The organism is Paractinoplanes tereljensis (assembly GCF_016862435.1).
Lineage (GTDB): Bacteria > Actinomycetota > Actinomycetes > Mycobacteriales > Micromonosporaceae > Actinoplanes > Actinoplanes tereljensis.
This window is the reverse complement of sequence record NZ_BOMY01000045.1, coordinates 14,240-40,188: the sequence shown is the minus strand read 5'-3', so window position 1 is coordinate 40,188 and position 25,949 is coordinate 14,240. Positions and strand designations below refer to the sequence as shown.

Genomic DNA, 25,949 nt, shown 5'->3' with positions numbered 1-25,949 from the left:
TGTGACCAACGCTCGGACAGCGGCCAGCGTCACGGGATTACGAGACGGACAAAACCAGTCAAAAGATCCATCCGTTTCGACCCCGCCAGATCAACCGCCGTGGTATTTGTTCTGCGCCCACTCGACGCCCTCGAGAACGACCGCCTCGACGACGTCCGCCGCCCGGTCGACGAGGAAATCCAGCTCTTTCCGCTCGGTGCCGCTGAAGTCGGACAGCACGTAATCGGCCGGATCCTGCCGGCCGGGCGGGCGCCCGATCCCGAAACGGACTCGTGCGTACTCCTTGCTCGACAGCGACTTCGACATCGAACGCAACCCGTTGTGGCCGCCTTCACCGCCGCCCCGCTTGGCTCGCACCTGCCCGAACGGCACGTCCAGCTCATCATGCACGGCGATCACGTTCTCTACCGGCACCTTGAAGAACTGAGCCAGCGCAACCACCGGCGCACCGGACAGGTTCATAAAAGTCAGCGGCTTGATCAGTACGAGCTTGGGGCCCCCGAAACCTAGTCGGCCCTCGGCAACTTCGGCGTGCACGCGCTTCGGCCGGCCGAACTTCGCACCCACCCGGGAGGCGAGCAGGTCAGCCACCATGAAGCCCACGTTGTGCCGGTTACCGGCGTACTCCTTGCCGGGGTTGCCCAGCCCGACGATCAGCCAGGTGGAGTCGTCGCCCACTCTTCAACCTCCGCATACACGTCAGGGAAAGTGCCGGTCCGGCACTTTCCCTGAGCACTGCTATGAAACCGCCGCGCGGTGACTTACGCCTCGGTCGAAGCCTCGGCCGACTCGCCCGCACCCTCGGCGGCGTCGCCACCCTCGAGCTGCTCGGCACTCTGTGCCTGCGAGATGATCGCGAGCACGAAGTCAGGCTCGACGGCCAGCTCGCTGCCGGTCGGCAGGGTCACGTCGCCGGCGGTGATCTGCGAACCCGCCTCGAGTCCCTCGATCGAGACCTCGAAGCCGTTCGGCAGGTGCATGGCCTCGGCCACGATGGCGAGCGTGGTCGACTCGCTGACGACCAGGGTGTTGCGGGCGGCCTCGCCGACCAGCGTCACCGGGACGTCAACCTGGACCTTCTCGCCACGCTTGACGATGATCAGGTCGATGTGCTCGTACGTGTCCTTGATCGGGTCACGCTGGATGGCCTTGGGGAGCGCGAGCGTGGTGCCCGACGCGCCGTTGATGTCGATCGTGAAGACCTGGTTGAGTCCGCCGTGCCGGATGGCAGCCGCGAACTCGCGGGCGGGCAGGGCGATGTGCTGGGGAGCCTCGCCGTGACCGTAAAGCACGGCGGGCACCAAACCGGCCCGGCGCGTGCGGCGGGCACCACCCTTGCCGAACTCGGTGCGGGGCTCTGCGCTGATCTTTACCTCGGACACGGGGAAACTCCTGAAACTCTTCGATCGGGCTGCGTCGTAAGTCGGCGGGCGTTACGTCCGGCAGTGCGGCGTGCGGCGCTGCCGGGCAAGGGGGCGCGCTGGGCACAGGCCCGGAGCACCGCGTCGATCACGGTGCCTCCGAGCGGCTGCGAACCTCAGCAGACCGCGGGGCACCCTCGCCGTGGCAACCGCACTAGCTTACCTGCCGTCCTGGTGCACGCCGAAATCGGGGCACGCCGTGAGCGCGAGGAGTGAGCCGGTTTTGCGAGCCCCGCAGCGCGAACGAAAAGCGGCACCTGCTGAAAATCAGCTGAGACCACCGAACAGGGTGGTCACCGAGCCGTCGTCGAACACCTCGCGAATGGCCCGGGCCAGCAACGGGGCGATCGACAGCACGGTGATCTTGTCGAGCCGCTTCTCCGGCGGCAGCGGCAGCGTGTTGCACACCACCAGCTCACTGATCCGGCTGTTCTTCAGCCGCTCGGTCGCCGGGTCGGACAGCAGGGCGTGCGTCGAGGCCACGATGACGTCGGCCGCACCCTCGTCGAACAGGATGTCGGCGGCCTTGGTGATGGTGCCGCCGGTGTCGATCATGTCGTCGACGATCAGGCACACCCGGCCCTCGACCTCGCCGACCACCCGGTTGGCCACCACCTGGTTGGGCTTCAGCGGGTCACGGGTCTTGTGGATGAACGCCAGCGGACAGCCGCCCAGCCGATCGGTCCACCGCTCGGCCACCCGCACCCGGCCGGAGTCGGGCGCCACCACGGTCATCGGCCGGCCGGCGAACTTCTTGACCACGTGCTCGGCCAGGATGTCCATCGCGAACAGATGGTCGACCGGGCCGTCGAAGAAGCCCTGGATCTGAGCGGTGTGCAGGTCAACCGTGAGGATGCGGTTGGCCCCGGCGGTCTTCAGCAGGTCGGCGACCAGGCGGGCGGAGATCGGCTCCCGGCCGCGGTGCTTCTTGTCCTGGCGCGAATAGGGATAGAACGGCAGGACCACGGTGATCCGCTTGGCTGATCCACGCTTCAGCGCGTCGATCATGATCAGCGTCTCCATCACCCACCGGTTCACGCCCTCGGTCATCGACTGCACGACGAACGCGTCGGAACCGCGGACCGAGTCCTTGAAGCGGACGAAGATCTCGCCGTTCGCGAACTCGTACGAGTCGGACGGAGTCGGCGCCACGCCCAGCACCTGGCCGATCTCCTCAGCCAGCTCGGGGAACCCCCGGCCGGAGAAAAGCATCAGGCTCTTACGGTTCTCCGCGACGATGCTGCCCATCGGCTCGCTGCTCCCGTTGGATCGAGGGGTTAGTCACCTGAAGTATCACCCGAGGCCATCGTCTGGCCACGCGCCGAGCCCGGCGGGTGGGATGCCTCACCCCTCGGAACGCTACTCGACCTTCTGATCAGCGGCAGCCCGCTCGGCCGCCTCGGCCGACACCGTGCCGGCCCGGCGCCGGGCCGTCCAGCCCTCCACGTTGCGCTGCGGCGCCCGGGTCACCCCGAGGTTGCCCGCGGGGACCTCTTTCTGGATGGCGCTGCCGGCCGCGACGTAGGCGCCCGGGCCGATCTCGACCGGGGCGATCAGTACGGTGTCCGAGCCGACGAACGCGGCCTCGCCCACCGTGGTGTGGTGCTTGTTGACGCCGTCGTAGTTCGCGAAGATCGTGCCGGCGCCGATGTTGGACTTGGGGCCGATGGTCGCGTCCCCCACATACGACAGATGGGGGACCTTGGCGCCTTCGCCCAGCTCGGCGTTCTTGGTCTCGACGAAGCCGCCCACCTTCGACTTGCGGCCCAGCCGGGTGCCCGGCCGCAGGAACGAGAACGGGCCCACGGTCGCCGCCGGACCGATCTGGGCACCGATCGAGTGGGTGCGCAACACCGTCGCACCGGCCCCGACCGTGGTGTCGATCAGCGTCGTGTCCGGGCCGATCACCGCGCCCGTCGCCACCGTCGTCCCACCCTGCAGCTGGGAGTTCTGGTCGATCACCGCGTCCGGCTCGAGCTGCACGGTCACGTCGATCCAGGTGGTGGCCGGATCGAGGATCGCGACCCCGGACCGCATCCAGGCCGTGTTGACCCGGTCGCGCAGCATCGCCCGCAGACCCGCGAGCTGGGCCCGGTCGTTGGCCCCGAGCGTCTCCTGGGCGTCCGGCGCGACGAACACGCCGACCGCGCTGCCCACCTCGACGAGCAGGCCGAACACGTCGGTCAGGTATTCCTCGCCCTGGTCGTTGTCGGTGGAGAGCTTGCCCAGCGCCTCCCGCAACCGGGCTCCGTCGAACGCGTAGATCCCGCCGTTGATCTCGCGGATCGCCCGCACGTCGGCCGACGCGTCCCGCTCCTCGACGATCCGGGCCAGGCCGCCGTCGGTGTCCCGGACGATCCGGCCGAGGCCGGTCGGGTCGTCCACCACGGCCGCCAGCACGGTCGCGGCATGCCGGCCCGACTCGTGCGCCTCGATCAGCGCGGTGACCGTCTCGGCCCGCAGCAGCGGCGCGTCCCCGCTGAGCACCACCACCGTGCCGGACACGTCCGGCACCGCGTCGAGCGCGATCCGCACGGCGTGCCCGGTGCCGTTCTGCTCGGCCTGCAGCACCGGCACGGCCTCCGGCGCGATCTCGGCGAGGTGCGCGCCGACCTGCTCAGCCTGGTGCCCGACCACCACGATCGTCCGCTCGGCGGCGGCCGACGAGGCCGCGACCAGCACGTGCCCCAGCAGCGTGCGCCCGAGCAGCGAGTGCAACACCTTGGGGGTAGCGGACTTCATCCGCTTCCCCTCCCCGGCGGCAAGGACGACGACGGTACGGCTCACGCGGCAACTCCATTGTTCGAACCGGCGGCGAAGGTAAGTCGTCACGTCGCCACACCGGACATCGGCTTTTACCACAAGATGGCTCGGCTGCCAGGACTCGAACCTGAAATAGAGGATCCAAAGACCTCTGTGTTGCCAATTACACCACAGCCGACTGGTTCGTAGGCCAGCCTAGCGCCCGCCTCTGCGACCTAGGAAACCACTATCCCAGGCCGGTCAAGGCATCCATCACACCCTCCACCCTCCAGTAGAGCTCGCGTGACCGAGGCACCGTGATGACCAGGCAACCGTGGTAGTCCGCGCCCGTGTTGACCCTACGCGTGGCCGGGTTGTGCCGCTTGATCGTCGGACGTTCGAAAAGCTCACGCGGCACCCCGAGCCGAGCCGCCCACCAGTCGCCGGCCTCGGCCGCGGCGGCGGTCTCATGGATGTGCACCCGATAACGCAAGGTATCGGCGCTTCGGCCATGGGCCGCCAGGAAGCGCAGGAAGAGCTGGTGCAGCCGAGGATCATTGTTGATGAACTTCATCCGATCGAGCCTCCGCCACGGCTTCGACTTGGCTCCCTCGCACATGTAGATCAACGCGCCACCGAGAAATACATCCCGTTGGGTGATGTCGCCAAGCTCGGCGACCGCCCGGGAGCGCTCCTCCGCCTCGCGGCGATCACGCTCGGCCCGCAGGGCGTCCCACCGGCCGGCAGCCATGAGCGCGGCATGTGCCTGTTTCGCCCGCGCCCGCTCGGCATCCGGATCCAACGGAATATGCCGCACCCACGACCATGCCGTGGACTTGGCGACGCCCAACCGCTCGGCAAGATCCTTCACCGACCAGCCCTCGCCGCGAAGTTCGACCGCTTGCTGTCGCAGATCGTCCTTGGCGTTAGGACGCCGAGTCCAGTGCGGCGGATCGATTCCCCGCAGCCAGTCGGTCAGGGTGGCGCTGCCGACCCGAAAGTGCTTCATCAACTCCGAGAGCGACAGCCCCGGATCGGCCCGTAGCCGTCGCGCCTCGTCCCGGCGGGGATCCGCCGCCAACGATTCGTCCCGCATCAAATCGTCACCCTCTCGCACATACCGACGTACGTACGTTAGAACGTTTGGATGCGGGGTGGTAAGTCTGCCGTCGTGCCCGATTCTCCTGGACCCGATTCCCGCGGCAGCTACGGTGGCGTAAGTTACGGTGACGTAGCCGTAAGTAGTTGATCTCCGTGTGAGGTGTCATGACTTTCGCCGTCGAGGCCACCCCGACGACCACCGGCCCCAAGCCGCTGACCGAGGGACCGCAGGCCCGCGGCGTCCTCCTCGCCCTGTACGCGTTCGTGATCGTCCCGTTCCTGGCGGTCCTGGTCGCGGTCCCGATCGCCTGGGGCGGCTGGCTCTCCTGGACCGACATCGCGATCGCCGCGGTCTTCTACGTGGTGTCCGGCCTCGGCATCACGGTCGGCTTCCACCGGTACTTCACGCACGGCTCGTTCAAAGCCAAGCGCTGGCTGCGGATCGCGCTCGCGCTGGCCGGTTCGGTGGCCATCGAGGGCGAGATCATCCAGTGGGTGGCCGACCACCGGCGGCACCACATGTTCAGTGACCAGGAGGGCGACCCGCACTCGCCGTGGCGCTACGGCACCGGCTACTGGGCACTCACCAAGGGCCTCTGGCACGCGCACCTGGGCTGGATGTTCAGCCGCGAGCGGTCGAACCGGGCGCGCTTCGCCCCGGACCTGTTGGAGGACAAGGACATCCGGCTGATCGACAACCTGTTCCCGGCCATCGTGCTCTTCTCGACGCTCGGCCCGGCCCTGATCGGCGGCCTGGTGAGCTGGTCCTGGACCGGCGCGCTGACCGCGTTCTTCTGGGCCGGCATCGTCCGCATCGGCCTGCTGCACCACGTGACCTGGTCGATCAACTCGGTCTGCCATGTGTACGGCGAGCGCCCGTTCGAGGTGCGCAACGGCGACAAGGCCTCGAACTTCTGGCCGCTCGCGATCATCTCGTTCGGCGAGTCCTGGCACAACCTGCACCACGCCGACCCGACGTGCGCCCGGCACGGCGTGCTGCGCGGGCAGCTCGACAGCTCGGCCCGGCTCATTTGGATCTTCGAGAAGACCGGCGCGGCCTGGGGTGTGAAGTGGCCGAACCGCGAGCGCTTGGCCGCGAAGATGATCAAGGCGTGACCAGGGCCTGTGTCGAAGTGGGGGCCGAAGCGAGGCGAGGTCCAGGTGTCGTCTGGGTGCGCGGCGCGGGCGCCCGGATACCGGTGTTGTATCTGGGTGTTCGCGCCGTGCGGCCAGACGGCGGCTGGGCCACGCCGCAGCACGGTCCCCACTTCGACACAGGCCCGGGCGCGGGACACGATCGATCGATCAGACCTGGCAGGATGGCCGGGTGACCGAGTCAGGCGACAGCAACGGCGACCAAACTCGTGCACGGCGACAGCGGCCGGCGGCGACCCCACCCAGGGTCCGCATGTCGGCGGCGCAGCGGCGGGAACAGCTGATCGCGATCGGGCGGCAGTTGTTCGCCGAGCGGGGCTTCGACGCGACGAGCGTGGAAGAGGTCGCGTCCCGGGCCAAGGTCTCCAAACCGGTGGTCTACGAGCACTTCGGAGGCAAGGAAGGGCTGTACGCGGTGGTGGTCGACCGCGAGGTTCGCTCCCTGCTGGACCGGATCGCCACGGCGCTCACCGCCGGTCATCCGCGCGAGCTGCTGGAGCAGGCGGCGCTGGCCCTGCTCGACTACATCGAGGACGAGCCGCACGGCTTCCAGGTGCTGGTGCGCGAGTCCCCGGTGCTCTCCCCGGCCGGCAACTTCTCCAGCGTGATGAACGACGTGGCACACCAGGTGGAACACATCCTGGGTGGCGAGTTCAAGAGCCGCGGCCTCGACCCGAAGTTCGCCGAGCTCTATTCGCAGGCGCTGGTCGGCATGGTGGCGCTGGTCGGCCAGTGGTGGCGCGAGGCGCGCAAGCCGAAGAAGGAGATGGTGGCCGCCCACCTGGTAAACCTGGCGTGGAACGGCCTGTCCCATCTCGAACCGAAACCGGCACTGCTGACGCGCAAAACGCGCTAGCTGCTGCCCACTTTTCCGTAGAGACCACCAACGAGCGCGACCAGTCCGAGGATGATGGTCACGATCACGTTGATCATCGACACGTTCAGGACGTTGGCGTCGGTCTGGATGAACGCCATGACCAGCAGGGCCAGCCCGCACAGGCCCCAGCCGAGAACCAGCGTGACCTGGTGATAGACGTTGCCGCCGAGCAGCACGGCGAGCAGCAGCAGGACACCTACGATCGTGTAGAGCCAGGCCGCGGCGGGGTTGGTCCGCAGCCCGAGCACCCAGTCGGAGCCCCGGTGGAAGAACTCGTCTCCCCAGGTGGTGGCGAGGCCGATGGCCCCGAAGAGGGTGGCGTACAAGCCGGCCAGGCCGACCAGAAAGCGATACGTCTGACGCAGGTGGTGATTGAGGGGGTAGTGCGCCATCAGGCCGTTCGGCCCTCCCTTACCTGTCGGGGCGCACCGGCCTGCGCGGCGGGCGCGACCTTGCTGTAGAGGCTGACCGTGATGAGCGCGAGCCCGACGATGTAGGTGACGATCACGGTCGCGATGTCCTGCCCGAACACGTTGGCGTCGGTGCGGCTGAAGGCCAGGCCGTAAGTGCCCAGCACCAGCAGGCCGTAGCCCAGATATTGGTCGCCGACGGTGTCGAGGTTGCGGCCGATGGCGGTGATGATCAGAACGATCACGCCGACGGCCAACGAGATGATCGACAGGAGCAGGTTGCCGCCCTGCCCGAGCACGAGGTCAGGGGACTTGCCGGTGAAGTCGTCGCCGGACGTCTGGATCAGGCCCACGATCCCGAACACGACGAGGTAGGCGCCGGCGACAAAGCCGAGCACTCGGTACATCGGCCGCAGCGGGTGGTTGACCGGATTGTGCGCCATGGTGTCCGTCTCCAATATCAGGTGTTGTGCGCCCCCGATTCTCGCGTATCACGATCGGCAGCGCAGCCACACCCCCCGGATCACCAATGAGGCTTGTTCGCGACGGCCCAGACCAATCGGGTCTACCTGCGCAATTGCCACTCAAGGTTGGTCGCGAACAAGCCTCATTCGGGCACCTGCTCGGCCAGTTCGAGCCAGGCTTCCTCGACCTGACCGCGCTCCTCTTGGGTGGCCTTGAGCTGGGCTTCCAGATCAACCAGCTTCGAGTAGTCGGCTCCGTGCGCGGCCAGCGACTCGTTGATCTTGAGGACCTTCTCATCGAGCTTCACGAGCTGACGCTCGAGCCGAGCAAGATCTTTGCGAGCCTGCCGGGCCTCACCCGCGGAGAGGCCACTCCCGCTCGGCGCCGCTTGCGCCTGCGTTTCCGGTACGCCGAGCAGAACGCGCCCGGCCGATCGCTTCAGGTATTCGTCGATGCCGCCCGGCAGGTGCACCAGCCGCCCGTCACCGAACATGCCGTACGCCGTGTCGGTCACCCGTTCGACCAGGTAACGGTCGTGGCTGGCGACGACCATCGTGCCCGGCCAGGAGTCGAGCAGGTCTTCCAGCGCGGCCAGGGTGTCGGTGTCCAGGTCGTTTGTCGGCTCGTCGAGCAGCAGCACGTTGGGTTCGGTCGCGAGCAGCCGCAGCATCTGCAGGCGCCGGCGCTCACCACCGGACAGGTCGCTCACCGGCGTCCAGATCCGCTTGTCGGTGAAGCCGAACACCTCGGCCAGCTGCCCCGCGGACAGCTCCCGGTCGCCGAGCTTGACCCGCTTCGCGACCTCCTCGACCGCTTCCAGCAGGCGCAGCTCGCCGGGCAGCTCCCGGAGTTCCTGGGAGAGGAACGCGGCCCGCACCGTGGAACCGGTGACCAGGCGGCCGCCGTCCGGCTTGGTGACCCCGGCCAGCAGGCGCAGCAGGGTGGTCTTGCCGGCCCCGTTGGCGCCCAGGATCGCGATCCGATCGCCCGGCCCGACCTGCCAGGTGAGCTCGTTCAGGATCGGCTTGGTGCCGGCGGTGAGGGTGACGTTTTCCAGGTCGTAGACCTGCTTGCCGAGCCGGGTGACGGCCAGCCGTTGCAGGCTGACGTTGTCGCGGACCGGCGGCACGTCGGCGATCAGCGCGTTGGCCGCGTCGATCCGGAACTGCGGCTTGGAGGTGCGAGCCGGCGGACCGCGGCGCAGCCAGGCGATCTCCTTGCGCAGCAGATTTTGCCGGCGCGACTCGACGGCGGCGGCGACCCGCTGCCGCTCGGCGCGGGACAGGATCCAGGCCGCGTAACCACCCTCGTACGCGTGCACCTGCTCGTCGACGACTTCCCAGGTGGCGGTGCAGACCGCGTCGAGGAACCAGCGATCGTGGGTGACCACGACCAGCGAACCACGCCGGGTCAGCAGGTAGCGGGCGAGCCAGTCGACCCCGGCCACGTCGAGGTGGTTGGTGGGCTCGTCGAGGATCAGCAGGTCGCTCTCGCGCACCAGCAGCGCGGCCAGCGCGACCCGGCGGCGCTCGCCACCGGACATCGGCCCGACCGGCGTCTCCAGCCCGAGGTGGCCCATGCCGAGCCCGTCCAGGATCTCCCGGACGCCGGCGTCACCGGCCCACTCGTGCTCGGCGCCCATGCCCTCGGCCAGCCAGCCGGTGCCGAGCACGACGTCGCGCACGGTGGCGTCGCCGGCCAGGATCAGGTTTTGCGGAAGCGCGGCGACCCGCAGGTCACGGCGGTGGGTGACGCGACCGGAGTCGGGTTCCTCGCTTTTCTCGAGCATCCGCAGGAGGGTGGACTTACCGGCGCCGTTGAGACCGACGATGCCGACCCGGGCATCGTCGTCGAGCCCCAGTGAGACGTCGGTGAGCAGCTGACCGGCAGCGCCGTAACCCTTGTTGACCCGGTCCAGGTTGATGATGTTCGCCACGATGCGGACTAGGTTACCCGCGCGCCCGGCATCGGCCCGCGCGCGGTGACCGCCTCCCGGCACACACCGGCCGCGTCGAGCGCGGCGGCGATCCGCTCGGCGTCCTTGGCGTCGGCGGCGAGAAAGACGCAGGTCGGCCCGGAACCGGACACCAGACTCGCGAGCGCGCCCGCCTCCCGCCCGGCCTCGAGCACCTCGGACAGCGCCGGGCGCAGCGCGATCGCGGCCGGCTGCAGGTCGTTGCCGAGGGCGGCACCGAGCACCGCCGGATCACGCTGGCGCAGCGCGGACATCAGGTCGTCGGCGTCGGACAGCGCCTTGGGCGGGAACGGGCTGTCCCGCAGCGCGTCGAGCTTGCCGTAGACCTCCGGCGTCGACAGCCCGCCGTCGGCCAGCGCCACCACCCAGTGCCAGGTGGTCGGCCGGGCCAGGATCGGGCTGACCGACTCACCGTGCCCGGTGCCCAGCGCGGTGCCGCCGTGCAGCAGGAACGGCACGTCGGAGCCGAGCGTCGCGCCGACCTCGGCCAGCTCTTCCCGGGACATGCCGGTGCCCCACAACAGGTCACAGGCAAGCAGGGTGGCGGCCGCGTCGGCACTGCCCCCGGCCAGTCCGGCCGCGAGTGGAATGGTCTTACGCAGGTGCAGCCGAGCGTGGGCCGGCACCCGGGCCCGGGCGGCGAGCGCCCGGGCGGCCCGAATGATCAGGTTGGTCTCGTCGAGCGCGAGTGTGCCGGCGCCCTCACCCTCCATGGTCAGCGCGAGCGTGTCCCCCGCCCGCGCGGTCAGCTCGTCGAACAGGCTGATCGCGTGATAGACGGTGTTCAGCTCGTGATAGCCGTCGGCCCGCAGCGGCCCCACGGCGAGGTGCATATTGATCTTCGCAGGCACCCGAACCCGAACCGGCCCATGGTGCCGCCGTGGCTCGTCATCGTCCGGCCCCCACGCCTCCGTCACGGGAGGAGCTCCCGGATCGGCAACTCGATGGCGAACGGCTTGCTCAAACGCAGCACCTCATCAGAGTCACCGGCCCACCGGTAGCGGACTTCTGCTGTCATGAGTCCACCTCCTCGGGCTGTCTGTCGGACGCGCTGAGCTTACCGCCGACGGCTGACAGTTTGGCCGCGGCCGCTATCGCCGTGAACTGCTCGACGGTCAGCATCTCGCCGCGTTCCTGCGGGCTTATCCCGGCCGCTACCAGCACTTTCTCGGCTCGATCCGGGCTTCCGGCCCAACCTGCCAGGGCTGCCCGCAGGGTCTTGCGCCGCTGGGCGAAGGCCGCGTCCACCACCGCGAAAACATCAGATCTATCGATGTCTCCCGCCGGTGGACGACGCCGGCTGAACGAGACGAGTCCGGAATCCACGTTGGGCACCGGCCAGAACACGGCCGGGGGCACCTTGCCGGCCGGTTTCGCGTCGGCGTACCAGGCCAGCTTCACCGACGGCACGCCGTACACCTTGGAACCCGGACCGGCGGTGAGCCGGTCGGCCACCTCTTTCTGCACCATCACCAGGCCCCCGCGCAGCGTGGGGAGTTCGGCCAGCAGGGTCAGCACGACCGGCACCGCGACGTTGTAGGGCAGGTTGGCGACCAGCATGGTCGGCGCCGGGTCGAAGTCGGCCGCCCGGACCCGCATCGCGTCGGCCGGGTGCACGGTCAGGTTGGGGGCGGTGACGGTCGACGGCAGCGCCTCGGCCAGCTTCGGGTCGATCTCCACGGCGTGCACATGGGCGACCGCGCCGACCAGGCCGAGGGTGAGCGAGCCGAGGCCGGGACCGACCTCCAGGGCCACGTCGTCGGGGCGCAGCCCGGCCGCGGCCACGATGCGGCGAATGGTGTTCGGGTCGTGCAGGAAGTTCTGGCCTAGCTTCTTGGTCGGGGCCACGCCGAGGCGCGCCGCGAGCTCCCGGATCTCCGCCGGGCCGAGAAGTGCGTCAGCCATGAGGAAAGAGCCTACGGGCGTACGCGGAACGGCTGGACGCGACGGGGTAGAAAGCAGTGATGACCGAGTTGCTCAAGCTCACGGCCGTGGTCGAGGCGCCGCCCGAGCGGGTGGCGGAAGTCCTGCTGGCCGTGCGGCCGGACGGAGTGACCGGCGACGAGTTCGTGATCACCGACCGGGGCAGCCGGATCACGGTGACCGTCGACCGGGCGGCCCGGTCGGTGAGCCGGCAGGGCGAGTGGTGGTACCGCGGGGTCACCTCGGTGGAACCCGACCCGCGCGGCAGCCGGGTGGTGCACCGCATCTTCAACGTGGCCCCCAAAAACGGCTGGGCGGTCCGGTTCGTGTCCCGGGGACCACTGAACGCGGCGCCCGCGTCGTTCGCCGAGACCGTGCGTGACCTCGGCGAACAACTCGGCGTCAAAGCCTGGGTGATCGACTAGCGCCAGGGGCCGAAGACCCGCTCGCCGTTGGCCGAGATGGCCGCGCACAGGGCGTCCACGTCCTCGCCGCGGGCCTCTGCCAGGGCGCGCACGGTCAGCGGGATCAGGTAGGAGGCGTTGGGCCGGCCGCGGTGCGGCACCGGGGTCAGGTAGGGCGCGTCGGTCTCCACCATGATCTGGTCGGCCGGGGTGATCTCGGCGGCCGCCCGCAGGCCACCGGCGTTGGCGAAGGTGACCGTGCCGGCGAAGCTCAGGTGGTAACCGCGCAGGACGCACTGGGCCGCGAAATCCGGGTCGCCGGAGAAGCAGTGCAGCACCACCGTGTCGGGGGCACCCTCCTCGTCGAGCACGCGCAGCACGTCGCGGTGCGCGTCCCGGTCGTGGATGATCAGCGCCTTGCCGTACCGCTTGGCGATCGCGATGTGCCCCCGGAAGCTCTCCTCCTGCGCTGCCCGGCCGTCGTCACCGGTGCGGAACGTGTCGAGGCCGGTCTCGCCGATTCCGCGCACCCGGGGCTGGGCGGCCAGGGCCTCGATCTCGCGCAGCGCCTCGTCCAGGTCGGACAGCCGGGGCGCCTCGTTCGGGTGAATCGCGACGGCGGCCAGAACCGACTCGTGCCGGGCCGCCAGGTCGGCTCCCCAGCGGGATGACGGCACGTCCACGCCGACCTGTACGAGCCGATCGATTCCGGACTTGGCGGCGGCGTCGATCAGTGCCTCGATCGGGTCGCCGGCCTCCCCGCCGGGCACACCGGCCTCCTGAATCGTCAGGTCCAGGTGGGTGTGGCTGTCGAAGACCGGAACGGACAGTGGCTCGGGTGCGGCCGGGAACTCCCCGCGCCGGCGCGCTTCCCTGTCTTTCCGGGACTGGGACGGTGTCGAAGGCATGTGAGACATTGTGCACTTACGCCCGCACGCCACCTTTTGTTCACCTGATATCCATTGTTGTCGCTTAACTTCCGCCCCGTGACCTTGACCGGCGAAGACAGCGCGGTCAGCGCTGATCCTCTCGAGCCGCCCCTGTCGGCGCCGCTGCGCCGCGATCTCGGCTGGGCCCAGGTGCAGCGGATGAGTCAGTCCGCGGCCTACCGGGACGACCCGCTCCTGCGCCGCATCCGGGCCACCGCGGCGATCAGCCGCGGCACCCGGATGACCAAGGTTCTCTCCCCCGCGCAGGTGGCCGGCCACCTGGGCGGCTGGTTGCCGTACGGCTTCTGCTATCGGTCCTGCGACATCGCCCACCTGCACGACCCGGCCGAGCTGTCGATGCTGGCCACCGACGGCGCGGGCGAGGCCACCGAGGTGGCGTACGCACTGCGCTGGCGGGCCGTGGATCCGGTCGACTACGAGGTGCCGGCCGGACCGGCGCAGCCCGGCCTGGCGCTGTTGCCGGCGCACTCCCGGGTCGGCGCCATGGTGCTCGGCACCGGCTTCAGCCCGAGCACCGACGACCTCATCCCGGAATACGTCACGGCTGGCTTCGCCGACCTGCCGATACCGGCGAACGCGCAGCTCATCGCGTACGTCCCGGGTGGCGAGGAGATCATCCTCTACACCTATCAGCCGGAGCAGCACGGCTGGCTGCGGCTGGCCGGCCCGCGCTGGCGGCACCTGCTGGACAACCTGCCCGGCGTGACCCCCGACCGGGAGTACGTGCCGTGCACGTCGCCCGGCTCGGCGAAGCTGGTCGGCCGGATCAAGGACAAAGAGTACGAAGCGGTCGCCGACCCGCCCGAGGAGTTCCGGGTGCGGGCGCTGACCCGCGCCGCCCGCTACCCGGTGACCACCCTGAGCCGCCGCGCCGAGCAGGCCCTGTGGCGCAACGCGCCCTGCTGGGTGCTGCAACGCGACGAGAGCTGGGCCCGCCTCCGCCTGGTCCGCCCGGACGGCGACAACCTGGCGGCGACGGGCGCCCGCTGCTACGAACGAGGCGTCTACGAGACCTGGGCCCCGGTCCACGAACTCGTGGACCACCACATAGCCGACATCCCGTATGCGCTGTAGATCAGCCCTCCAGGCGGGCCAGTTCCTCTTCGATCACTGACGGCTCGAGCTTGCGGAAGACCGGCTTGGGGGCGGCCAGGGGGGTGCCCGCGACCAGCGGGACCGACTCCCACTTGGCGCCGACCGTGTAGTCGCCGGTCAGCACCGGGTAACCGGGGCCGCCGTCGAGGTCGTCGACCTCCTCGATGCGCGGCATCGGGGCGTGCACGCCGGCGCCGCCGAGCAGCTCGAACACCTTCTGCGCGGAATGCGGCAGGAACGGCGTCAGCAGCGTGTTGGCGTCGCTGACCACCTGCAGCGCCACGTGCAGGACGGTGGCCTGACGCGGCTTGTCCTCGTCGGATTTGAGCTTCCACGGCGCCTGGTCTGAAAGGTATTTGTTGGCCTCGGCGACCACCCGCATCGCCTCGCCGATCGCCGCCTTCTGCCGATGCTTGCCGATCAGCTCGCCGACCGTGGTGAAGCCCTCCTTGGCGTACGCCAGAAGGGTTTGATCTTCGTCGGTCAGCTCGCCCGCCGCCGGGATGGCGCCGAAGTTCTTGGCGGCCAGCGAGATCGAGCGGTTGACCAGGTTGCCCCAGCCGGCGACCAGCTCGTCGTTGTTGCGCCGGACGAACTCGGCCCAGGTGAAGTCGGTGTCGGTGGACTCCGGACCGGCCGCCGCGATGAAGTAGCGCAGGGCGTCGGCGTCGTAGCGCGCCAGGAAGTCACGCACGAAGATGACCACCTTGCGGGACGAGGAGAACTTCTTGCCCTCCATCGTCAGGTATTCGCTGGAGACCACCTCGGTGGGCAGGTTGAGCTTGCCGAGGTCGCCCGGCTCGCCGCCCTTGTTGCCCTCACCCGAGTAACCCAGCAGCAGCGCCGGCCAGATCACCGAGTGGAAGACGATGTTGTCCTTGCCCATGAAGTAGTACGACTGCGAGTCCTTGCCCAGGCCGTCGGTCGACCACCACTGCCGCCAGGCCTCCGGGTCGCCGGACCGGCGGGCCCACTCGATCGAGGCGGACAGGTAACCGATCACCGCGTCGAACCAGACGTAGATGCGCTTGTCGGTGCGGTCGCGCCAGCCGTCCAACGGGATCGGCACGCCCCACTCCAGGTCTCGGGTGATCGCCCGGGGGTGGAGGTCGTCGAGCAGGTTGCGGGAGAACTTCAGGACGTTGGGCCGCCAATTTTCCCGCTGGTCGAGCCAGCGGCCGATGGCCTCGGCGAAGGCGGGCAGGTCGAGGAAGAAGTGCTCGGTCTCGACGAACTCCGGCACCTCGCCGTTGATCTTCGACCGCGGGTTGATCAGCTGCTCCGGGTCGAGCTGGTTGCCACAGTTGTCGCACTGGTCGCCGCGGGCGCTGCCGTAACCGCAGATCGGGCAGGTGCCCTCGATGTAGCGGTCGGGCAGGGTGCGGCCGGTGGACGGCGACCGGGCGCCGAGCGTGGTGCGCGCGACGATGTAGCCGTTGCGGTGCAGCACCGCGAACAGCTCCTGCACCACGGCGTAGTGGTTGCGCGTGGTGGTGCGGGTGAACAGGTCGTAGGTCAGCCCGAGGCCGTGCAGGTCTTCGACGATCACCCGGTTGTAGCGGTCGGCGAGCTCACGAGCGGTCACACCTTCGGCGTCGGCCTGCACCTGGATCGGGGTGCCGTGCTCGTCGGTGCCGGAGACCATGAGTACGTCGTGACCAGCCATCCGCATGTACCGGCTGAAAACGTCGGAGGGCACCCCGAAGCCGGAGACATGACCGATGTGGCGCGGGCCGTTGGCGTAAGGCCAGGCAACCGCGGCGAGAACGTGACTCATGGTTCATAAGAGTAGTGAGGACTGCCGGACAGCCGCGACGGGATTCGACTGTGCCCGAAGCGATATACGTATAAATCGTGACACGCGCTGTTAATGCGGGATCGTGGGACCGCCGCGTAGTCCAATGGGACCGTGATTGGAGAAACGCCGCAGCCTGGGGAAAAGCCCTCCAACGAGGGAAACCCGTGGTCGTTCTCCGACCCCGGCACCTCCTGGTGGCGTGGAGCGACGGAACGCACCGCCACCGACCCGCCCACCGGCCAGCGAAACCCCCGCCGCCGGACCGCACAACACCAGGCCGCCGAGGGCGCACTTCAGGGCGGCACCGGCACCCTGCTGCCGCCGGCCCCGGTCGAACGGGCCGGCGAGGCCGCCGAGGGGCACGCCGCCGGCGCCCGTGACGTCGCCGTACAGCTCGCCGAGCCGCCGGTGGTGGAACGCCACCACGACGAGGCCGACGCGCACCGCTACGACCCGCTCCGGCCGCCGTCCGGGCACACCGCGAAGCACACGGCCGCGACCGTGGCCGCGGACGTCAAAGAAGCCGAGACCGCTCCGGAAGAGGTCCCGGAGAAGCCGGAGCCGCAAACCGCGCCCGAGGTCGTCGCCGAGATGAAGGCCGAACTCGGCGTGCTGCCCGACCCGGACGCCGAGCCGGACGTGATGGTGCTGCCCGAGCCGAGCGCCCGGAACCGCCCGACCGTCCCGCTCGAGCCCAGCGCCCCGGCCGAGCGGGGCCCGATCCCCGGGCTCGGCCGGCAGAGCCGCCGCGGCGGCGTGGACCGGCCCGCCGAGCCGCTCCCGCCGCTCCCCCTGGCGACCGGGGTGCCGGAGGTCGACGCCCGCCTCGAACGACTCGAGAACTCGCCGTTCTGGCAGGCCGACCACGAGAAGCAACTCACCGAGCCGCTGCCGGCCGACAAGCCGGCGCACGCCGCGGGCCGCCGCGGTGGCCGGCCGTCGTCCCGCCGTCAGCCACCGGTGGCCGCGCTCGCCTCGCTGATCGCGCTCGGCCTGCTGGCCGCGTTCTTCGGCTGGGTCAGTGCCGAACCGTTCTGGCTGGCCATGGGACACGGCGACCGCGGGTACGCGACCACCACGCATTGCACCAGCTCCGGCGTCACCCAGCACTGCACCGGCCGGTTCGCGTCGGCCGACGGCGCTTTCACGATCAGCAAGGTGACGTTGCTCGGGGTCGGCCCCGGTCAGCGGGTGCCGGGCACGGTCAACCCGGCCCGGATGGTCAGCCCGGACAGCCCGCGCGCCTACCTGGGCGACACCAGCCCGCTGCTGCAGTTGCGCTGGCTGCTCGGGTTCGGGCTGGTGCTGCTGTGCGGGTACGCGATCGCCGGGGTGACGCACGCTCGCCGGCTGGAGACCGGACGAGCCCGACGAGGAGCCTTGCTGGCCAGCCTGGCCGGGCCGGTACTGCTGCTGCTCGGTTTCCTGATCGGCGCGTACTGATCGCTCAGTGGGCCTGGTGCACCAGGCCGTAGACGTCGCGCTTCTTCAGGCCGTACTCGTCGGCGACGGCCTGAATCGCGTCCCGGCGGGACGCGCCACCGGTTTCCCGGCCCGCCACCGCCTCGCGCAGCTCTTCGTCCGAAGGACGTTCCTTCGGACCGGCCGGCGCGCCGGCCACCACCACGGTGATCTCGCCGCGCGGGTCGCCCTCGGCCGCCCAGGCGGCCAGCTCGGCGAGCGAGCCCCGGCGGATCTCCTCGTAGGTCTTGGTCAGCTCCCGGCAGACGGCGGCCTCGCGCTCGGCGCCGAACGTCGTCACCAGATCGGCCAGCGCGCTCGCGATCCGGTGCGGGGCCTCGAAGAGGACCAGGGTGCGTGGTTCGGCGGCGAGTTCGCGCAGGCGGGACCGGCGGTGCGAGCCGGTCCGCGGCAGGAAGCCCTCGAAGACGAAGCGGTCGCTGGGCAGACCGGAGAGCGCCAGGGCGGTGGTCACCGCACTCGGTCCGGGCGCCGCGGTGACCGGGAAGCCGGCGTCCAGCGCCGCGCGCACCAGCCGATAACCGGGGTCGGAGACGCTCGGCATGCCACCGTCGGTGACCACCGCGACGACCGCGCCGCCGGCCAGGGCCGCCACCAATTCGGGGGTACGCCGTTCGTCGTTGCCTTCGAAGTAGGACACCACCCGCCCGGCGACCGTCACGCCCAGATCACGCGCCAGCCGGGCCAGCCGGCGGGTGTCCTCGGCCGCGATCACGTCCGCGGTCGACAGCACCTCACGCAGCCTTGACGACGCGTCGCCGATGTTGCCCAGCGGGGCGCCCACGAGGACGACCCGGCCCTTCTCGTTGACTGCCACGCCGAAAAGTCCATCACATGCCAGGACTTCGCTTCTCAGCCGTACGTCCTAGGATCGCGGAGTGACGACGGCGACAGCTGAGACAGACCTCACTCCGGAGCCGCCCGCGGCCGTGGAGCCCACCGGTGTGCGCGGCGTTCCCGACGTCGTCCGCCGCCGCCTCGCGACCCTGGAAAACTGGCTGAACCCGCACTCGTGGCTGGTGACCGCCCTGGTGGTGGTGATCGCCGGGATCCTGCGTTTCCAGGGCCTGAGCAGCCCGAAGGGCTACATCTTCGACGAGGTCTACTACCCGACCGACGCCTGGGACATGCTCCAGCACGGCGTCGAGTGGGACGAGAAGACCAACGGCCCGGCGTACGTCGTTCACCCGCCGCTGGGCAAGTGGCTGATCGCCATCGGCGAGAAGATCTTCGGCAACAACGAGCTCGGCTGGCGCTTCACCGCCGCCGTGGCCGGCACCCTGATGATCCTGGTCCTGATCCGGATCGCCTACCGGATGTTCCACTCGGTGCTGCTGGCCGGCACGGCCGGCCTGCTGATGGCGCTGGACGGCTTCCAGCTGGTGCTGTCACGCACGTCGCTGCTGGACATCTTCCTGGGTCTGTTCGTGCTGCTCTCGTTCGCCGCCATGGTCCTCGACCGTGATCATTACCGGCGCCGGCTGCTACGCGCGCTGGAGAACGGCTACGACCCGAGCACCACCCCCTCGGTCCCCCGGATCGTGCCGTGGTGGCTGCTCGCCTCCGGTGCCCTGTTCGGCCTGGCCTGCGGCGTGAAATGGAGTGCGCTGTTCTTCGCGCCGTTCTTCGCCGTCCTGGCGTGGGCGTGGCGGGTGCAGGCCCGCAAGTCGGCCGGCATCCGCGGGCCGTTCCTGGCCGGCGTCTTCGGCGACCTGGGCTGGCTGATCCTCAGCTTCGCGCTGAGCATCATCTTCTACCTGGCCACCTGGACCGGCTGGTTCGTCACCAACACCGGCTACTTCCGGCACTACCGCGACGCGAACGGCCTGAGCGAGCCGCCGATCCTGGGTGCCCTGCTCAACCTGGTCCACTACCACCAGGAGGCCTACAAGTTCCACAGCGGCCTCACCGAGCGGCACGTCTACCAGTCCTGGCCGTGGCAGTGGCTGCTGCTGGGCCGGCCGGTCGCGTTCTACTGGAACAACAGCGGCAACTGCGGGGCGCCCAGCTGCGCCCGGGAGATCCTGCTGCTGGGCACGCCGGTGCTGTGGTGGTCGTTCCTGCCGGCCCTGTTCGCGCTGGTCTGGTTCGGCATCGCGCGCCGCGACTGGCGGGCCTGGGCGATCCTGGTGCCGGTGGTGGCCGGGATGCTGCCGTGGTTCTACTACGCGGTCAAGGACGGCCGCACGATGTTCTCGTTCTACCTGCTGCCGGCGCTGCCGTTCCTCATCCTGGCCGTCGTCTACGTCCTCGGGGCGATCATGACGCCACCCGACGGGATCGTGTCGGGCAAGGGCAGATCGGACCGGCAGTTGATCGGGACGGTGGTGGCAGGCGCCTACGTCATCCTGGTCGCACTGTGTTTTGCCTACTTCCATCCGATCTTCGTGGCGCAGCTGATGACGTACGACAGCTGGTCGTCTCGGATGTGGCTGGGCGGGCGCTGGATCTAGGCACAGACACCGAAAAATAGGGCGCGCCCCGATCGCCTGCCACGGGGGAAGCGGGCGATAGGGGCGCGCAAGATGAAGCTTAACGACCTCCGATGTCGGACACAACGGGTGGCCTGCTGAACTTCAAATTTCGATCAAGGCAGATCGCCACATCGGACATAAGGTATTATTACCAATCAAACGGATCTATCGCCCCGCGAATTACTTTCGCGAAATTGTCGGCTGAGTTGTCGCTGATACGACAGGAAAACGTTCGGATAATTGGCGTAACCTCCTCGAGAGCGCCATTACCTTGCTGCTCAGGGCGATCAATTCAGCGGTGGCACACATGGGGCCCCATCTGGTCAAACGGCGACACTCATCATTTCGGTTGATTTAATGGTGGCGATCATCCGTCACTCAGCCGGGTGACTATCCACAAGATCGCCGTGGATGTTCCTAAGCTCGCCGCGTGACTTCGCAGGAGCCAGAAAACCCGCAATTCGCCGTGGCCGACATTCCCGACACCGAGGTGATCTCCGTGGCGGCGCCGGCGCCGGTGTTCGTGGACAGCACCGGACGCCGCAGCCGGCTGCTGCGGCGCCTCGCGTACGCCTTTGGCGTGCTGGTCATGCTCTACGGCGGCCTGATCAGCGTGAGCCTGGCCGGTGGGCCGGTCCGGTCCAGCGCCGTGCTGCCGCTACCCGGCCTCGAACCCGAGGCCGCCGACGACACCAAGGCGGTGACCCCGAGTCCCACCCCGGCGCCGACTCCCAGCCACACGGCGACCGCCCTGTTCGTCACGGACGCGCTGCCGCGCCGCACCAGTCCGCCCCGCACCACCGGACCCCGTCTCGAATCCACCAGGATCACGACGAAGCCCGCCAAGCCGACCGCGACGAAGAAGACGGCCACGCCGAAGCCGACGGTGACCACCACCAAGCCCACCGAGTCGACCACGGTTCCGTCTTCCGGGCCGGTCACCACCGACCCCAGCACCCCGACGCCGGTGGAGCCGCTGCCGCCGGTCCCGCCGACGACCGGCACCGGCGGCCAGGGCGGCGGCTCGGCCGCTCCGCCCGCGCCGCCGGCCGAACCCACCGAACCTTCCGAGACGACGGTGGCCGAGCCGGTGGAGCCGACCGCGTCGGTGGAGACCACGGCAGCCGAGCCCGTCCGGACCAAGGCGGCTGAGCCCATCCAGACCAAGGCGGCCGAGCTCATCCAGATCGAGGCCGCCGCCCCGGTCGAGACCAGGTCCGGCACCCCGGAACCCAGCACCAGCCCCGCGCCCGAGGCCTCGGCGTGAGCCCGGCCCGCTCCCGCGGCCGGGCCCGTGGCCCGGTTCGTCGCCGTCTGCTGCCGAAACCCCGCGTCATCCTCGCCTCGCTGCTGCTCGTTCTCTTCGTCGGTGTCCTGGTCGTGCAGGCCTACATCAACGCCGAGTTCAAGAGCGACCACATCGAGGAAGAGGTCGGCGACCAGGACGGCGTGCCGCTGGCGATCCGCGGAGGCGGGCCGATCATCAACACCACCGGCGGCCAGGAGAGCAGCAGCCGGATGCCGGAACGCACCATCGCGCTCACCTTCGACGACGGGCCCGACCCGACCTGGACCCCGAAGATCCTCGAGGTGCTGAAGGAGAACGACGCGCACGGCACGTTCTTCGTGGTCGGCTCCGAGGTGTCCCGGCATCCCGAGCTCACCAAGAGGATCACCAACGAGGGCAACGAGCTGGGCCTGCACACCTTCACCCACCCCAACCTCCAACGGGTGGCGCCCTGGCGGCGCACGCTCGAGCTGTCCCAGACCCAGGTCGTGATCGCCCGCGCCACCGGGGTGCGCACCAACCTGGCCCGCTTCCCGTACTCGTCGAAGGCCAACGCGATCGACGAGGCGAACTGGAAGCTGGTCAAGGAGGCCGGCAAGCAGGGTTATCTGGTCGTCGTCAACGACCTGGACAGCGAGGACTGGCAGCTGCCGGGCGTACGCCAGATCGTGCGCAACGCGACCCCGGCCGGCGACTCGTCGGCGGTCATCCTGTTCCATGACGCCGGCGGCGACCGCTCGCAGACGCTGGCCGCGCTGCGCAAGTTCATCCCGCAGATGAAGGAGCGCGGCTACCGCTTCACCACGGTGACCGAGGGCCTGAACCAGAGCATCGCGGAGAGCAAGAAGGCGGTTCCGGCGCTGCCGGAAAACCCGTCCGCGGCCCGCACGGACGTTTGGCGCGGCGCCGCGGTGATCTGGACGGTACGGACGGCGGACGGGCTGGTCTGGTTCATCGCCGGGCTGTTCCTGGTGGTCGGATTGCTCACCATCGGACGTACCCTCCTGCTCCTGGTGCTCGCCAGCCGGCACGCCCGGCAGCGCCGCAAGCCCGGCTGGAGCTGGGGTCCACCGGTGACCGACCCGGTGTCGGTGATCGTGCCCGCCTACAACGAGAAGGAGGGCATCGAGGCCGCGGTGCGTTCGCTGGCCGGCGGCGACTATCCGGTGATCGAGGTGGTCGTGGTCGACGACGGGTCGACCGACGGCACGGCGTCCATCGTGGAGCGGATGGGGCTGCCCAACGTCCGCGTGGTGCGGGTGCCCAACGGCGGCAAGTCGAACGCGCTGAACACCGGCATCGCGCTGGCCCGGCACGACCTGATCGTCACCGTCGACGGCGACACGATCTTCGAGAAGGACTCGATCCGGATGCTGGTGCAGGCGTTCGCCGACCCGACCGTGGGCGCGGTCGCCGGCAACGTCAAGGTCGGCAACCGGGAGAAGATGGTCGCCGCCTGGCAGCACATCGAGTACGTGATCGGCTTCAACCTGGACCGTCGCCTCTACGAGGTGCTCAACTGCATGCCGACCGTGCCGGGCGCGATCGGTGCCTTCCGCCGGGAAGCGCTCGCCCAGGTCGGCGGGGTCAGCGACGAGACCCTGGCCGAGGACACCGACGTCACCATGGCGCTCTGCCGGGCCGGCTGGCGGGTCGTCTACGAGGAGCGGGCCAAGGCCTGGACCGAGGCACCGACCACGTTGGAGCAGTTGTACCGGCAGCGCTACCGCTGGAGCTACGGCACCATGCAGGCGATGTGGAAGCACCGCCGGGCGCTGCGCGACTCCGGTCCGTCCGGGCGCTTCGGCCGGGTCGGGCTGCCGTTCCTGGCGCTGTTCGGGGTGGCGCTGCCGATGCTCGCCCCGGTCGTCGACATCATGCTGCTTTACGGCCTGGTCTTCTGGGAGCTCCAGGAGACCCTGGTGGCCTGGTGCGGGATGCTGACGCTCCAGCTGTTCACCGCGGCGGTCGCGTTCCGCTTCGACCGGGAGTCGATGAAACCGCTGTGGCGGCTGCCGCTGCAGCAGTTCGCCTACCGCCAGCTGATGTACCTGGTGCTGATGCAGTCGTTCACCACCGCGATGACCGGTGGCCGGCTCCGCTGGCACAAGCTGCACCGGGCCGGCCTGGCGCAGCGCTCGGAGATGCTCGACCTGCCCGCCATTCCCGTCCAGTCGACAGCACTGGATGACGTGGAACTTCCGTCAGCCGGCTCGCCCCCGGGTGGCGGCTCCGGCCCGGTCTACACCGGGTGAGCGCGCCGGTCCGCACCCGACCGAACTGCAGCCGGGCGGGTGCGGGCCGGTGACGTCGTCAGGCCGCCACCAGTTCGCTGAACTGGTCGTGCACCTGCGACTGCGCGAACGGGAAGACCACGTGCAACGAGGTGCCGTCGCCGGGCCGGTCGGAGAGCGCCACCGTGGCGTGATGCGCGTCCAGGATCTTCTTCGCCACCGCGAGGCCACGGTCCGGCCCGGCGGCGTCCGACGGGTTGGCGATCGTGCCGTAGTACAGGTGCGGGAACAGTTCGGGTCGCAGTCCGTCGGGCATGTCCATGTCGTCGAGGCGGACGGTCGGGCCCGACTCGATCTCGGTGCCGACCCGGACCCGGCCGCCGGGATGGGTGTACTTCACCGCGGCGAACAGCAGATGGGTGAGCACCTGCTCGAGGCGCACCGGATCGGCGATGATCGGCAGTGCCGGGCCGCCGGCCTGGTTGAGGATCCAGATGTGTTTGGTCGCCGCGATCGGCCGCACCGCCTCGACCGCCCGCTGGGTGACCCGGGTCAGGTCACACTCGCGCATGTGCAGACTCTCGCTGCCGAAGCCGGCGTCGGCCATGCTGTTCAGATGGTGCAGCAGGTCGAGAAAGCCCCGGATGTGCCCGGCGGTGGCCCGGCCGACCAGCTCGGCCATCTCGGCGTCGTGGCGTCCGGTGGTGCCCAGCTTCTCCAGATAGCCGGAGATCAGCCGCAGCGGTGCCCGCAGGTCCCCGCCGACCAGCCAGGCCAGGTCGTCCTTGCGCCGTTCCAGCTCCTGCAGCCGGGCCGTGGTGTTGGCCAGCGCGATCGCGTGCCGGCGCAGCTCCATCTGTGAGGTGACCTGCCGGGCCAGCGCCCGCAGCGCCTGCAGCTGCTCGATGTCGAGGCTGCGCGGCGAGTTGTCGATCACGCACAGCGTGCCGAGCGCGAATCCGTCAGTGGTGACCAGTGGCGCCCCGGCGTAGAAGCGGATGCCGCCGTCCATGTCGACCGACGGGTTGTCGGCGAACCGGGCGTCCTTGGTCGCGTCCGGCACCACCAGCAGGTCCCGGCCGAGGATCGCGTGGGCGCAGAACGAGAGGTCGCGGGACGTCTCGGTGAGATCGGTGCCGACCCGCGCCTTGAACCATTGCCGGTCCGTGTCGACGAGCGTGACCAGGGACATCGGTGTCCCGCACACGTTCGAGGCGAGCTGCACGATGTCGTCGAAGTCCTGCTCCGGGGCGCTGTCCAGGATGTCGAGCGCGTAGAGAGCGGAGAGACGGTCGATTTCGTTGTCGGGCGTGTGAGCTTGCATGGGACACCTCCGAGGCTTCGCTCAAGAGATACCACCCAAAAGTAGCGAATCGGGTCTTACTGAGTAAGCACGGCGCCCTGACCTGGGCCGACGCAACCTAAACAATCCGACCAATACGGATATTTCATACTCCGAAAATGCGGCCTATACATCGGTCGTTTTCGATGCGGTCAGCCGGGCAGGGATGGGGGCGACAGGAACCGCCATTCCGAACAGGGAGATCCACATGCGCGTGGGAAGCATGATCAGCAAGCTACTGATGGCCGGTACGCTTGCCGTCACCATGACCGCCGTCGCGGCCGCCCCGGCGAACGCCGCCGTCGACGACCCGGCCGGCACCCTGGTGTCCACGGTGGACGGCACGTTCACCGACGCGACCGGCGCGGTCGGCACGGTGACCGGCTCGTTCACCCCGAGCGAGTTCGCCGTTCAGGACGACACGATCGTCGCCACCGGCGTTCTGCACAGCGTCCTGACCAACGCCGACGGCACCACCGCCGGTGAGACCGACACCCCGGTCACCCTGCCGCTCCAGCTGCCCACCGGCAGCAACGGCGACGTGAGCACCCTGGCCGCGTGCAACATCCTGCACCTGGTGCTCGGCCCGCTGGACCTGGACCTGCTGGGCCTGCATGTCCACCTGAACACCGTGGTCCTCGACATCACCGCCAACTCCGGCCCGGGCAACCTGCTCGGCAACCTGCTGTGCGCGGTGGCCGGCCTGCTGGACGGCGCCGGTGCGCTGACCGACATCGTGGCGCTGCTGAACCAGATCCTGGCGCTGCTGGGCCTGCTGGGCCTCTAATCCGTTGAAAAAGGGGGCGCGGATTG

The 25,949-nt window shown here is 69.4% G+C and carries 22 protein-coding genes, 1 tRNA gene and 1 pseudogene; 9 read left to right on the top strand and 15 right to left on the bottom strand.

The annotated features are described in order from the left end of the window. Positions 1-90 precede the first annotated feature (90 nt). From pth to Ate02nite_RS35360, 6 genes and pseudogenes are all read right to left on the bottom strand, one after another. Positions 91-678 (bottom strand): aminoacyl-tRNA hydrolase, encoded by a 588-nt coding sequence (gene pth / locus Ate02nite_RS35385; RefSeq protein ID WP_203812260.1) that lies wholly within the window; start codon positions 676-678, stop codon positions 91-93. An 83-nt stretch (positions 679-761) separates the two neighbouring features. Continuing rightward, positions 762-1,382: a 50S ribosomal protein L25/general stress protein Ctc gene (locus tag Ate02nite_RS35380; protein ID WP_203812259.1), complete on the bottom strand. Its 621-nt coding sequence runs from the start codon at positions 1,380-1,382 to the stop codon at positions 762-764. A gap of 306 nt (positions 1,383-1,688) precedes the next feature. Next, on the bottom strand, positions 1,689-2,669 hold the full coding sequence (locus Ate02nite_RS35375; RefSeq protein ID WP_203812258.1) for a ribose-phosphate diphosphokinase: 981 nt from the start codon (positions 2,667-2,669) through the stop codon (positions 1,689-1,691). A 29-nt stretch (positions 2,670-2,698) separates the two neighbouring features. Beyond that, positions 2,699-4,163, bottom strand: a pseudogene (gene glmU, locus Ate02nite_RS35370) (bifunctional UDP-N-acetylglucosamine diphosphorylase/glucosamine-1-phosphate N-acetyltransferase GlmU). A 124-nt stretch (positions 4,164-4,287) separates the two neighbouring features. Then, positions 4,288-4,362 (bottom strand) — tRNA-Gln (locus Ate02nite_RS35365). Positions 4,363-4,410: 48 nt separating this feature from the next. After that, entirely contained in the window at positions 4,411-5,259 is an 849-nt protein-coding gene (locus Ate02nite_RS35360) for a helix-turn-helix domain-containing protein (RefSeq protein WP_203812257.1), read from the bottom strand. A 170-nt stretch (positions 5,260-5,429) separates the two neighbouring features. Between Ate02nite_RS35360 and Ate02nite_RS35355 the strand changes: the two genes are divergently transcribed. Next, positions 5,430-6,380 carry an acyl-CoA desaturase gene (locus Ate02nite_RS35355; protein WP_203812256.1) on the top strand — a complete coding sequence of 317 codons (951 nt, stop codon included), beginning with the start codon at positions 5,430-5,432 and terminating at the stop codon, positions 6,378-6,380. A 292-nt stretch (positions 6,381-6,672) separates the two neighbouring features. Further along, complete coding sequence (locus Ate02nite_RS35350) at positions 6,673-7,275, top strand: TetR/AcrR family transcriptional regulator (RefSeq protein ID WP_203812255.1); 603 nt, start codon at positions 6,673-6,675, stop codon at positions 7,273-7,275. Here the strand turns inward: Ate02nite_RS35350 and Ate02nite_RS35345 are convergent. The 5 genes from Ate02nite_RS35345 to rsmA all read right to left on the bottom strand — a co-directional run bounded on the left by Ate02nite_RS35345 (position 7,272) and on the right by rsmA (position 12,051). Then, on the bottom strand, positions 7,272-7,688 hold the full coding sequence (locus Ate02nite_RS35345) for a DUF4383 domain-containing protein (protein WP_203812254.1): 417 nt from the start codon (positions 7,686-7,688) through the stop codon (positions 7,272-7,274). The two genes, Ate02nite_RS35350 and Ate02nite_RS35345, sit on opposite strands and share 4 nt — an antisense overlap. Further along, complete coding sequence (locus Ate02nite_RS35340) at positions 7,688-8,149, bottom strand: DUF4383 domain-containing protein (protein WP_203812253.1); 462 nt, start codon at positions 8,147-8,149, stop codon at positions 7,688-7,690. The genes Ate02nite_RS35345 and Ate02nite_RS35340 overlap by 1 nt, the downstream gene beginning before the upstream one ends. Before the next feature lie 164 nt (positions 8,150-8,313). Beyond that, a complete protein-coding gene (locus Ate02nite_RS35335; protein WP_203812252.1) occupies positions 8,314-10,107 on the bottom strand; it encodes an ABC-F family ATP-binding cassette domain-containing protein in 1,794 nt (597 codons plus the stop codon). A gap of 8 nt (positions 10,108-10,115) precedes the next feature. Then, positions 10,116-11,063, bottom strand: a complete 948-nt coding sequence (locus Ate02nite_RS35330) for a 4-(cytidine 5'-diphospho)-2-C-methyl-D-erythritol kinase (RefSeq protein WP_203812251.1) — start codon at positions 11,061-11,063, stop codon at positions 10,116-10,118. Positions 11,064-11,160: 97 nt separating this feature from the next. Beyond that, positions 11,161-12,051, bottom strand: coding sequence for a 16S rRNA (adenine(1518)-N(6)/adenine(1519)-N(6))-dimethyltransferase RsmA (rsmA, locus tag Ate02nite_RS35325; protein WP_203812250.1), 891 nt, complete (start codon positions 12,049-12,051; stop codon positions 11,161-11,163). Positions 12,052-12,110: 59 nt separating this feature from the next. Between rsmA and Ate02nite_RS35320 the strand changes: the two genes are divergently transcribed. After that, complete coding sequence (locus tag Ate02nite_RS35320; RefSeq protein WP_203812249.1) at positions 12,111-12,494, top strand: hypothetical protein; 384 nt, start codon at positions 12,111-12,113, stop codon at positions 12,492-12,494. Here the strand turns inward: Ate02nite_RS35320 and Ate02nite_RS35315 are convergent. After that, positions 12,491-13,390, bottom strand: coding sequence for a TatD family hydrolase (locus Ate02nite_RS35315; RefSeq protein ID WP_203812248.1), 900 nt, complete (start codon positions 13,388-13,390; stop codon positions 12,491-12,493). The two genes, Ate02nite_RS35320 and Ate02nite_RS35315, sit on opposite strands and share 4 nt — an antisense overlap. 69 nt (positions 13,391-13,459) lie before the next feature. On the opposite strand from Ate02nite_RS35315, the gene Ate02nite_RS35310 reads away from it, so the two are divergent. Continuing rightward, a complete protein-coding gene (locus tag Ate02nite_RS35310) occupies positions 13,460-14,497 on the top strand; it encodes a hypothetical protein (RefSeq protein WP_203812247.1) in 1,038 nt (345 codons plus the stop codon). Position 14,498: 1 nt separating this feature from the next. On the opposite strand, the gene metG is transcribed toward Ate02nite_RS35310, so the two are convergent. Then, a complete protein-coding gene (gene metG, locus Ate02nite_RS35305; RefSeq protein ID WP_203812246.1) occupies positions 14,499-16,295 on the bottom strand; it encodes a methionine--tRNA ligase in 1,797 nt (598 codons plus the stop codon). A 132-nt stretch (positions 16,296-16,427) separates the two neighbouring features. Between metG and Ate02nite_RS35300 the strand changes: the two genes are divergently transcribed. Then, on the top strand, positions 16,428-17,759 hold the full coding sequence (locus Ate02nite_RS35300; RefSeq protein WP_203812245.1) for a hypothetical protein: 1,332 nt from the start codon (positions 16,428-16,430) through the stop codon (positions 17,757-17,759). A gap of 4 nt (positions 17,760-17,763) precedes the next feature. Here Ate02nite_RS35300 and rsmI read toward each other — a convergent pair whose 3' ends face one another. Next, positions 17,764-18,615, bottom strand: coding sequence for a 16S rRNA (cytidine(1402)-2'-O)-methyltransferase (gene rsmI / locus Ate02nite_RS35295; RefSeq protein ID WP_203812244.1), 852 nt, complete (start codon positions 18,613-18,615; stop codon positions 17,764-17,766). 61 nt (positions 18,616-18,676) lie between these two features. Here rsmI and Ate02nite_RS35290 point away from each other — a divergent pair, with 61 nt between their 5' ends. The 3 genes from Ate02nite_RS35290 to Ate02nite_RS35280 all read left to right on the top strand — a co-directional run bounded on the left by Ate02nite_RS35290 (position 18,677) and on the right by Ate02nite_RS35280 (position 23,815). After that, complete coding sequence (locus tag Ate02nite_RS35290) at positions 18,677-20,251, top strand: dolichyl-phosphate-mannose--protein mannosyltransferase (RefSeq protein ID WP_203812243.1); 1,575 nt, start codon at positions 18,677-18,679, stop codon at positions 20,249-20,251. A gap of 451 nt (positions 20,252-20,702) precedes the next feature. Then, positions 20,703-21,539: a hypothetical protein gene (locus Ate02nite_RS35285; RefSeq protein ID WP_203812242.1), complete on the top strand. Its 837-nt coding sequence runs from the start codon at positions 20,703-20,705 to the stop codon at positions 21,537-21,539. Further along, entirely contained in the window at positions 21,536-23,815 is a 2,280-nt protein-coding gene (locus Ate02nite_RS35280; protein ID WP_203812241.1) for a bifunctional polysaccharide deacetylase/glycosyltransferase family 2 protein, read from the top strand. Before Ate02nite_RS35285 ends, Ate02nite_RS35280 begins: the two co-directional genes overlap by 4 nt. A gap of 58 nt (positions 23,816-23,873) precedes the next feature. Here Ate02nite_RS35280 and Ate02nite_RS35275 read toward each other — a convergent pair whose 3' ends face one another. After that, positions 23,874-25,118 (bottom strand): GAF domain-containing sensor histidine kinase, encoded by a 1,245-nt coding sequence (locus Ate02nite_RS35275; RefSeq protein WP_203812240.1) that lies wholly within the window; start codon positions 25,116-25,118, stop codon positions 23,874-23,876. A gap of 226 nt (positions 25,119-25,344) precedes the next feature. Between Ate02nite_RS35275 and Ate02nite_RS35270 the strand changes: the two genes are divergently transcribed. Continuing rightward, on the top strand, positions 25,345-25,923 hold the full coding sequence (locus Ate02nite_RS35270) for a hypothetical protein (protein ID WP_203812239.1): 579 nt from the start codon (positions 25,345-25,347) through the stop codon (positions 25,921-25,923). Positions 25,924-25,949 lie beyond the last annotated feature (26 nt).

What these genes read in the sequence shown, in the direction of transcription:
- Ate02nite_RS35375 (WP_203812258.1), bottom strand. Translation starts at nt 2,669, where the DNA reads ATGGGCAGCATCGTCGCGGAGAACCGTAAGAGCCTGATGCTTTTCTCC.
- Ate02nite_RS35360 (WP_203812257.1), bottom strand. Translation starts at nt 5,259, where the DNA reads ATGCGGGACGAATCGTTGGCGGCGGATCCCCGCCGGGACGAGGCGCGA.
- Ate02nite_RS35355 (WP_203812256.1), top strand. Translation starts at nt 5,430, where the DNA reads ATGACTTTCGCCGTCGAGGCCACCCCGACGACCACCGGCCCCAAGCCG.
- Ate02nite_RS35350 (WP_203812255.1), top strand. Translation starts at nt 6,673, where the DNA reads ATGTCGGCGGCGCAGCGGCGGGAACAGCTGATCGCGATCGGGCGGCAG.
- Ate02nite_RS35345 (WP_203812254.1), bottom strand. Translation starts at nt 7,688, where the DNA reads ATGGCGCACTACCCCCTCAATCACCACCTGCGTCAGACGTATCGCTTT.
- Ate02nite_RS35340 (WP_203812253.1), bottom strand. Translation starts at nt 8,149, where the DNA reads ATGGCGCACAATCCGGTCAACCACCCGCTGCGGCCGATGTACCGAGTG.
- rsmA (WP_203812250.1), bottom strand. Translation starts at nt 12,051, where the DNA reads ATGGCTGACGCACTTCTCGGCCCGGCGGAGATCCGGGAGCTCGCGGCG.
- Ate02nite_RS35320 (WP_203812249.1), top strand. Translation starts at nt 12,111, where the DNA reads ATGACCGAGTTGCTCAAGCTCACGGCCGTGGTCGAGGCGCCGCCCGAG.
- Ate02nite_RS35315 (WP_203812248.1), bottom strand. Translation starts at nt 13,390, where the DNA reads ATGTCTCACATGCCTTCGACACCGTCCCAGTCCCGGAAAGACAGGGAA.
- metG (WP_203812246.1), bottom strand. Translation starts at nt 16,295, where the DNA reads ATGAGTCACGTTCTCGCCGCGGTTGCCTGGCCTTACGCCAACGGCCCG.
- Ate02nite_RS35275 (WP_203812240.1), bottom strand. Translation starts at nt 25,118, where the DNA reads ATGCAAGCTCACACGCCCGACAACGAAATCGACCGTCTCTCCGCTCTC.
- Ate02nite_RS35270 (WP_203812239.1), top strand. Translation starts at nt 25,345, where the DNA reads ATGCGCGTGGGAAGCATGATCAGCAAGCTACTGATGGCCGGTACGCTT.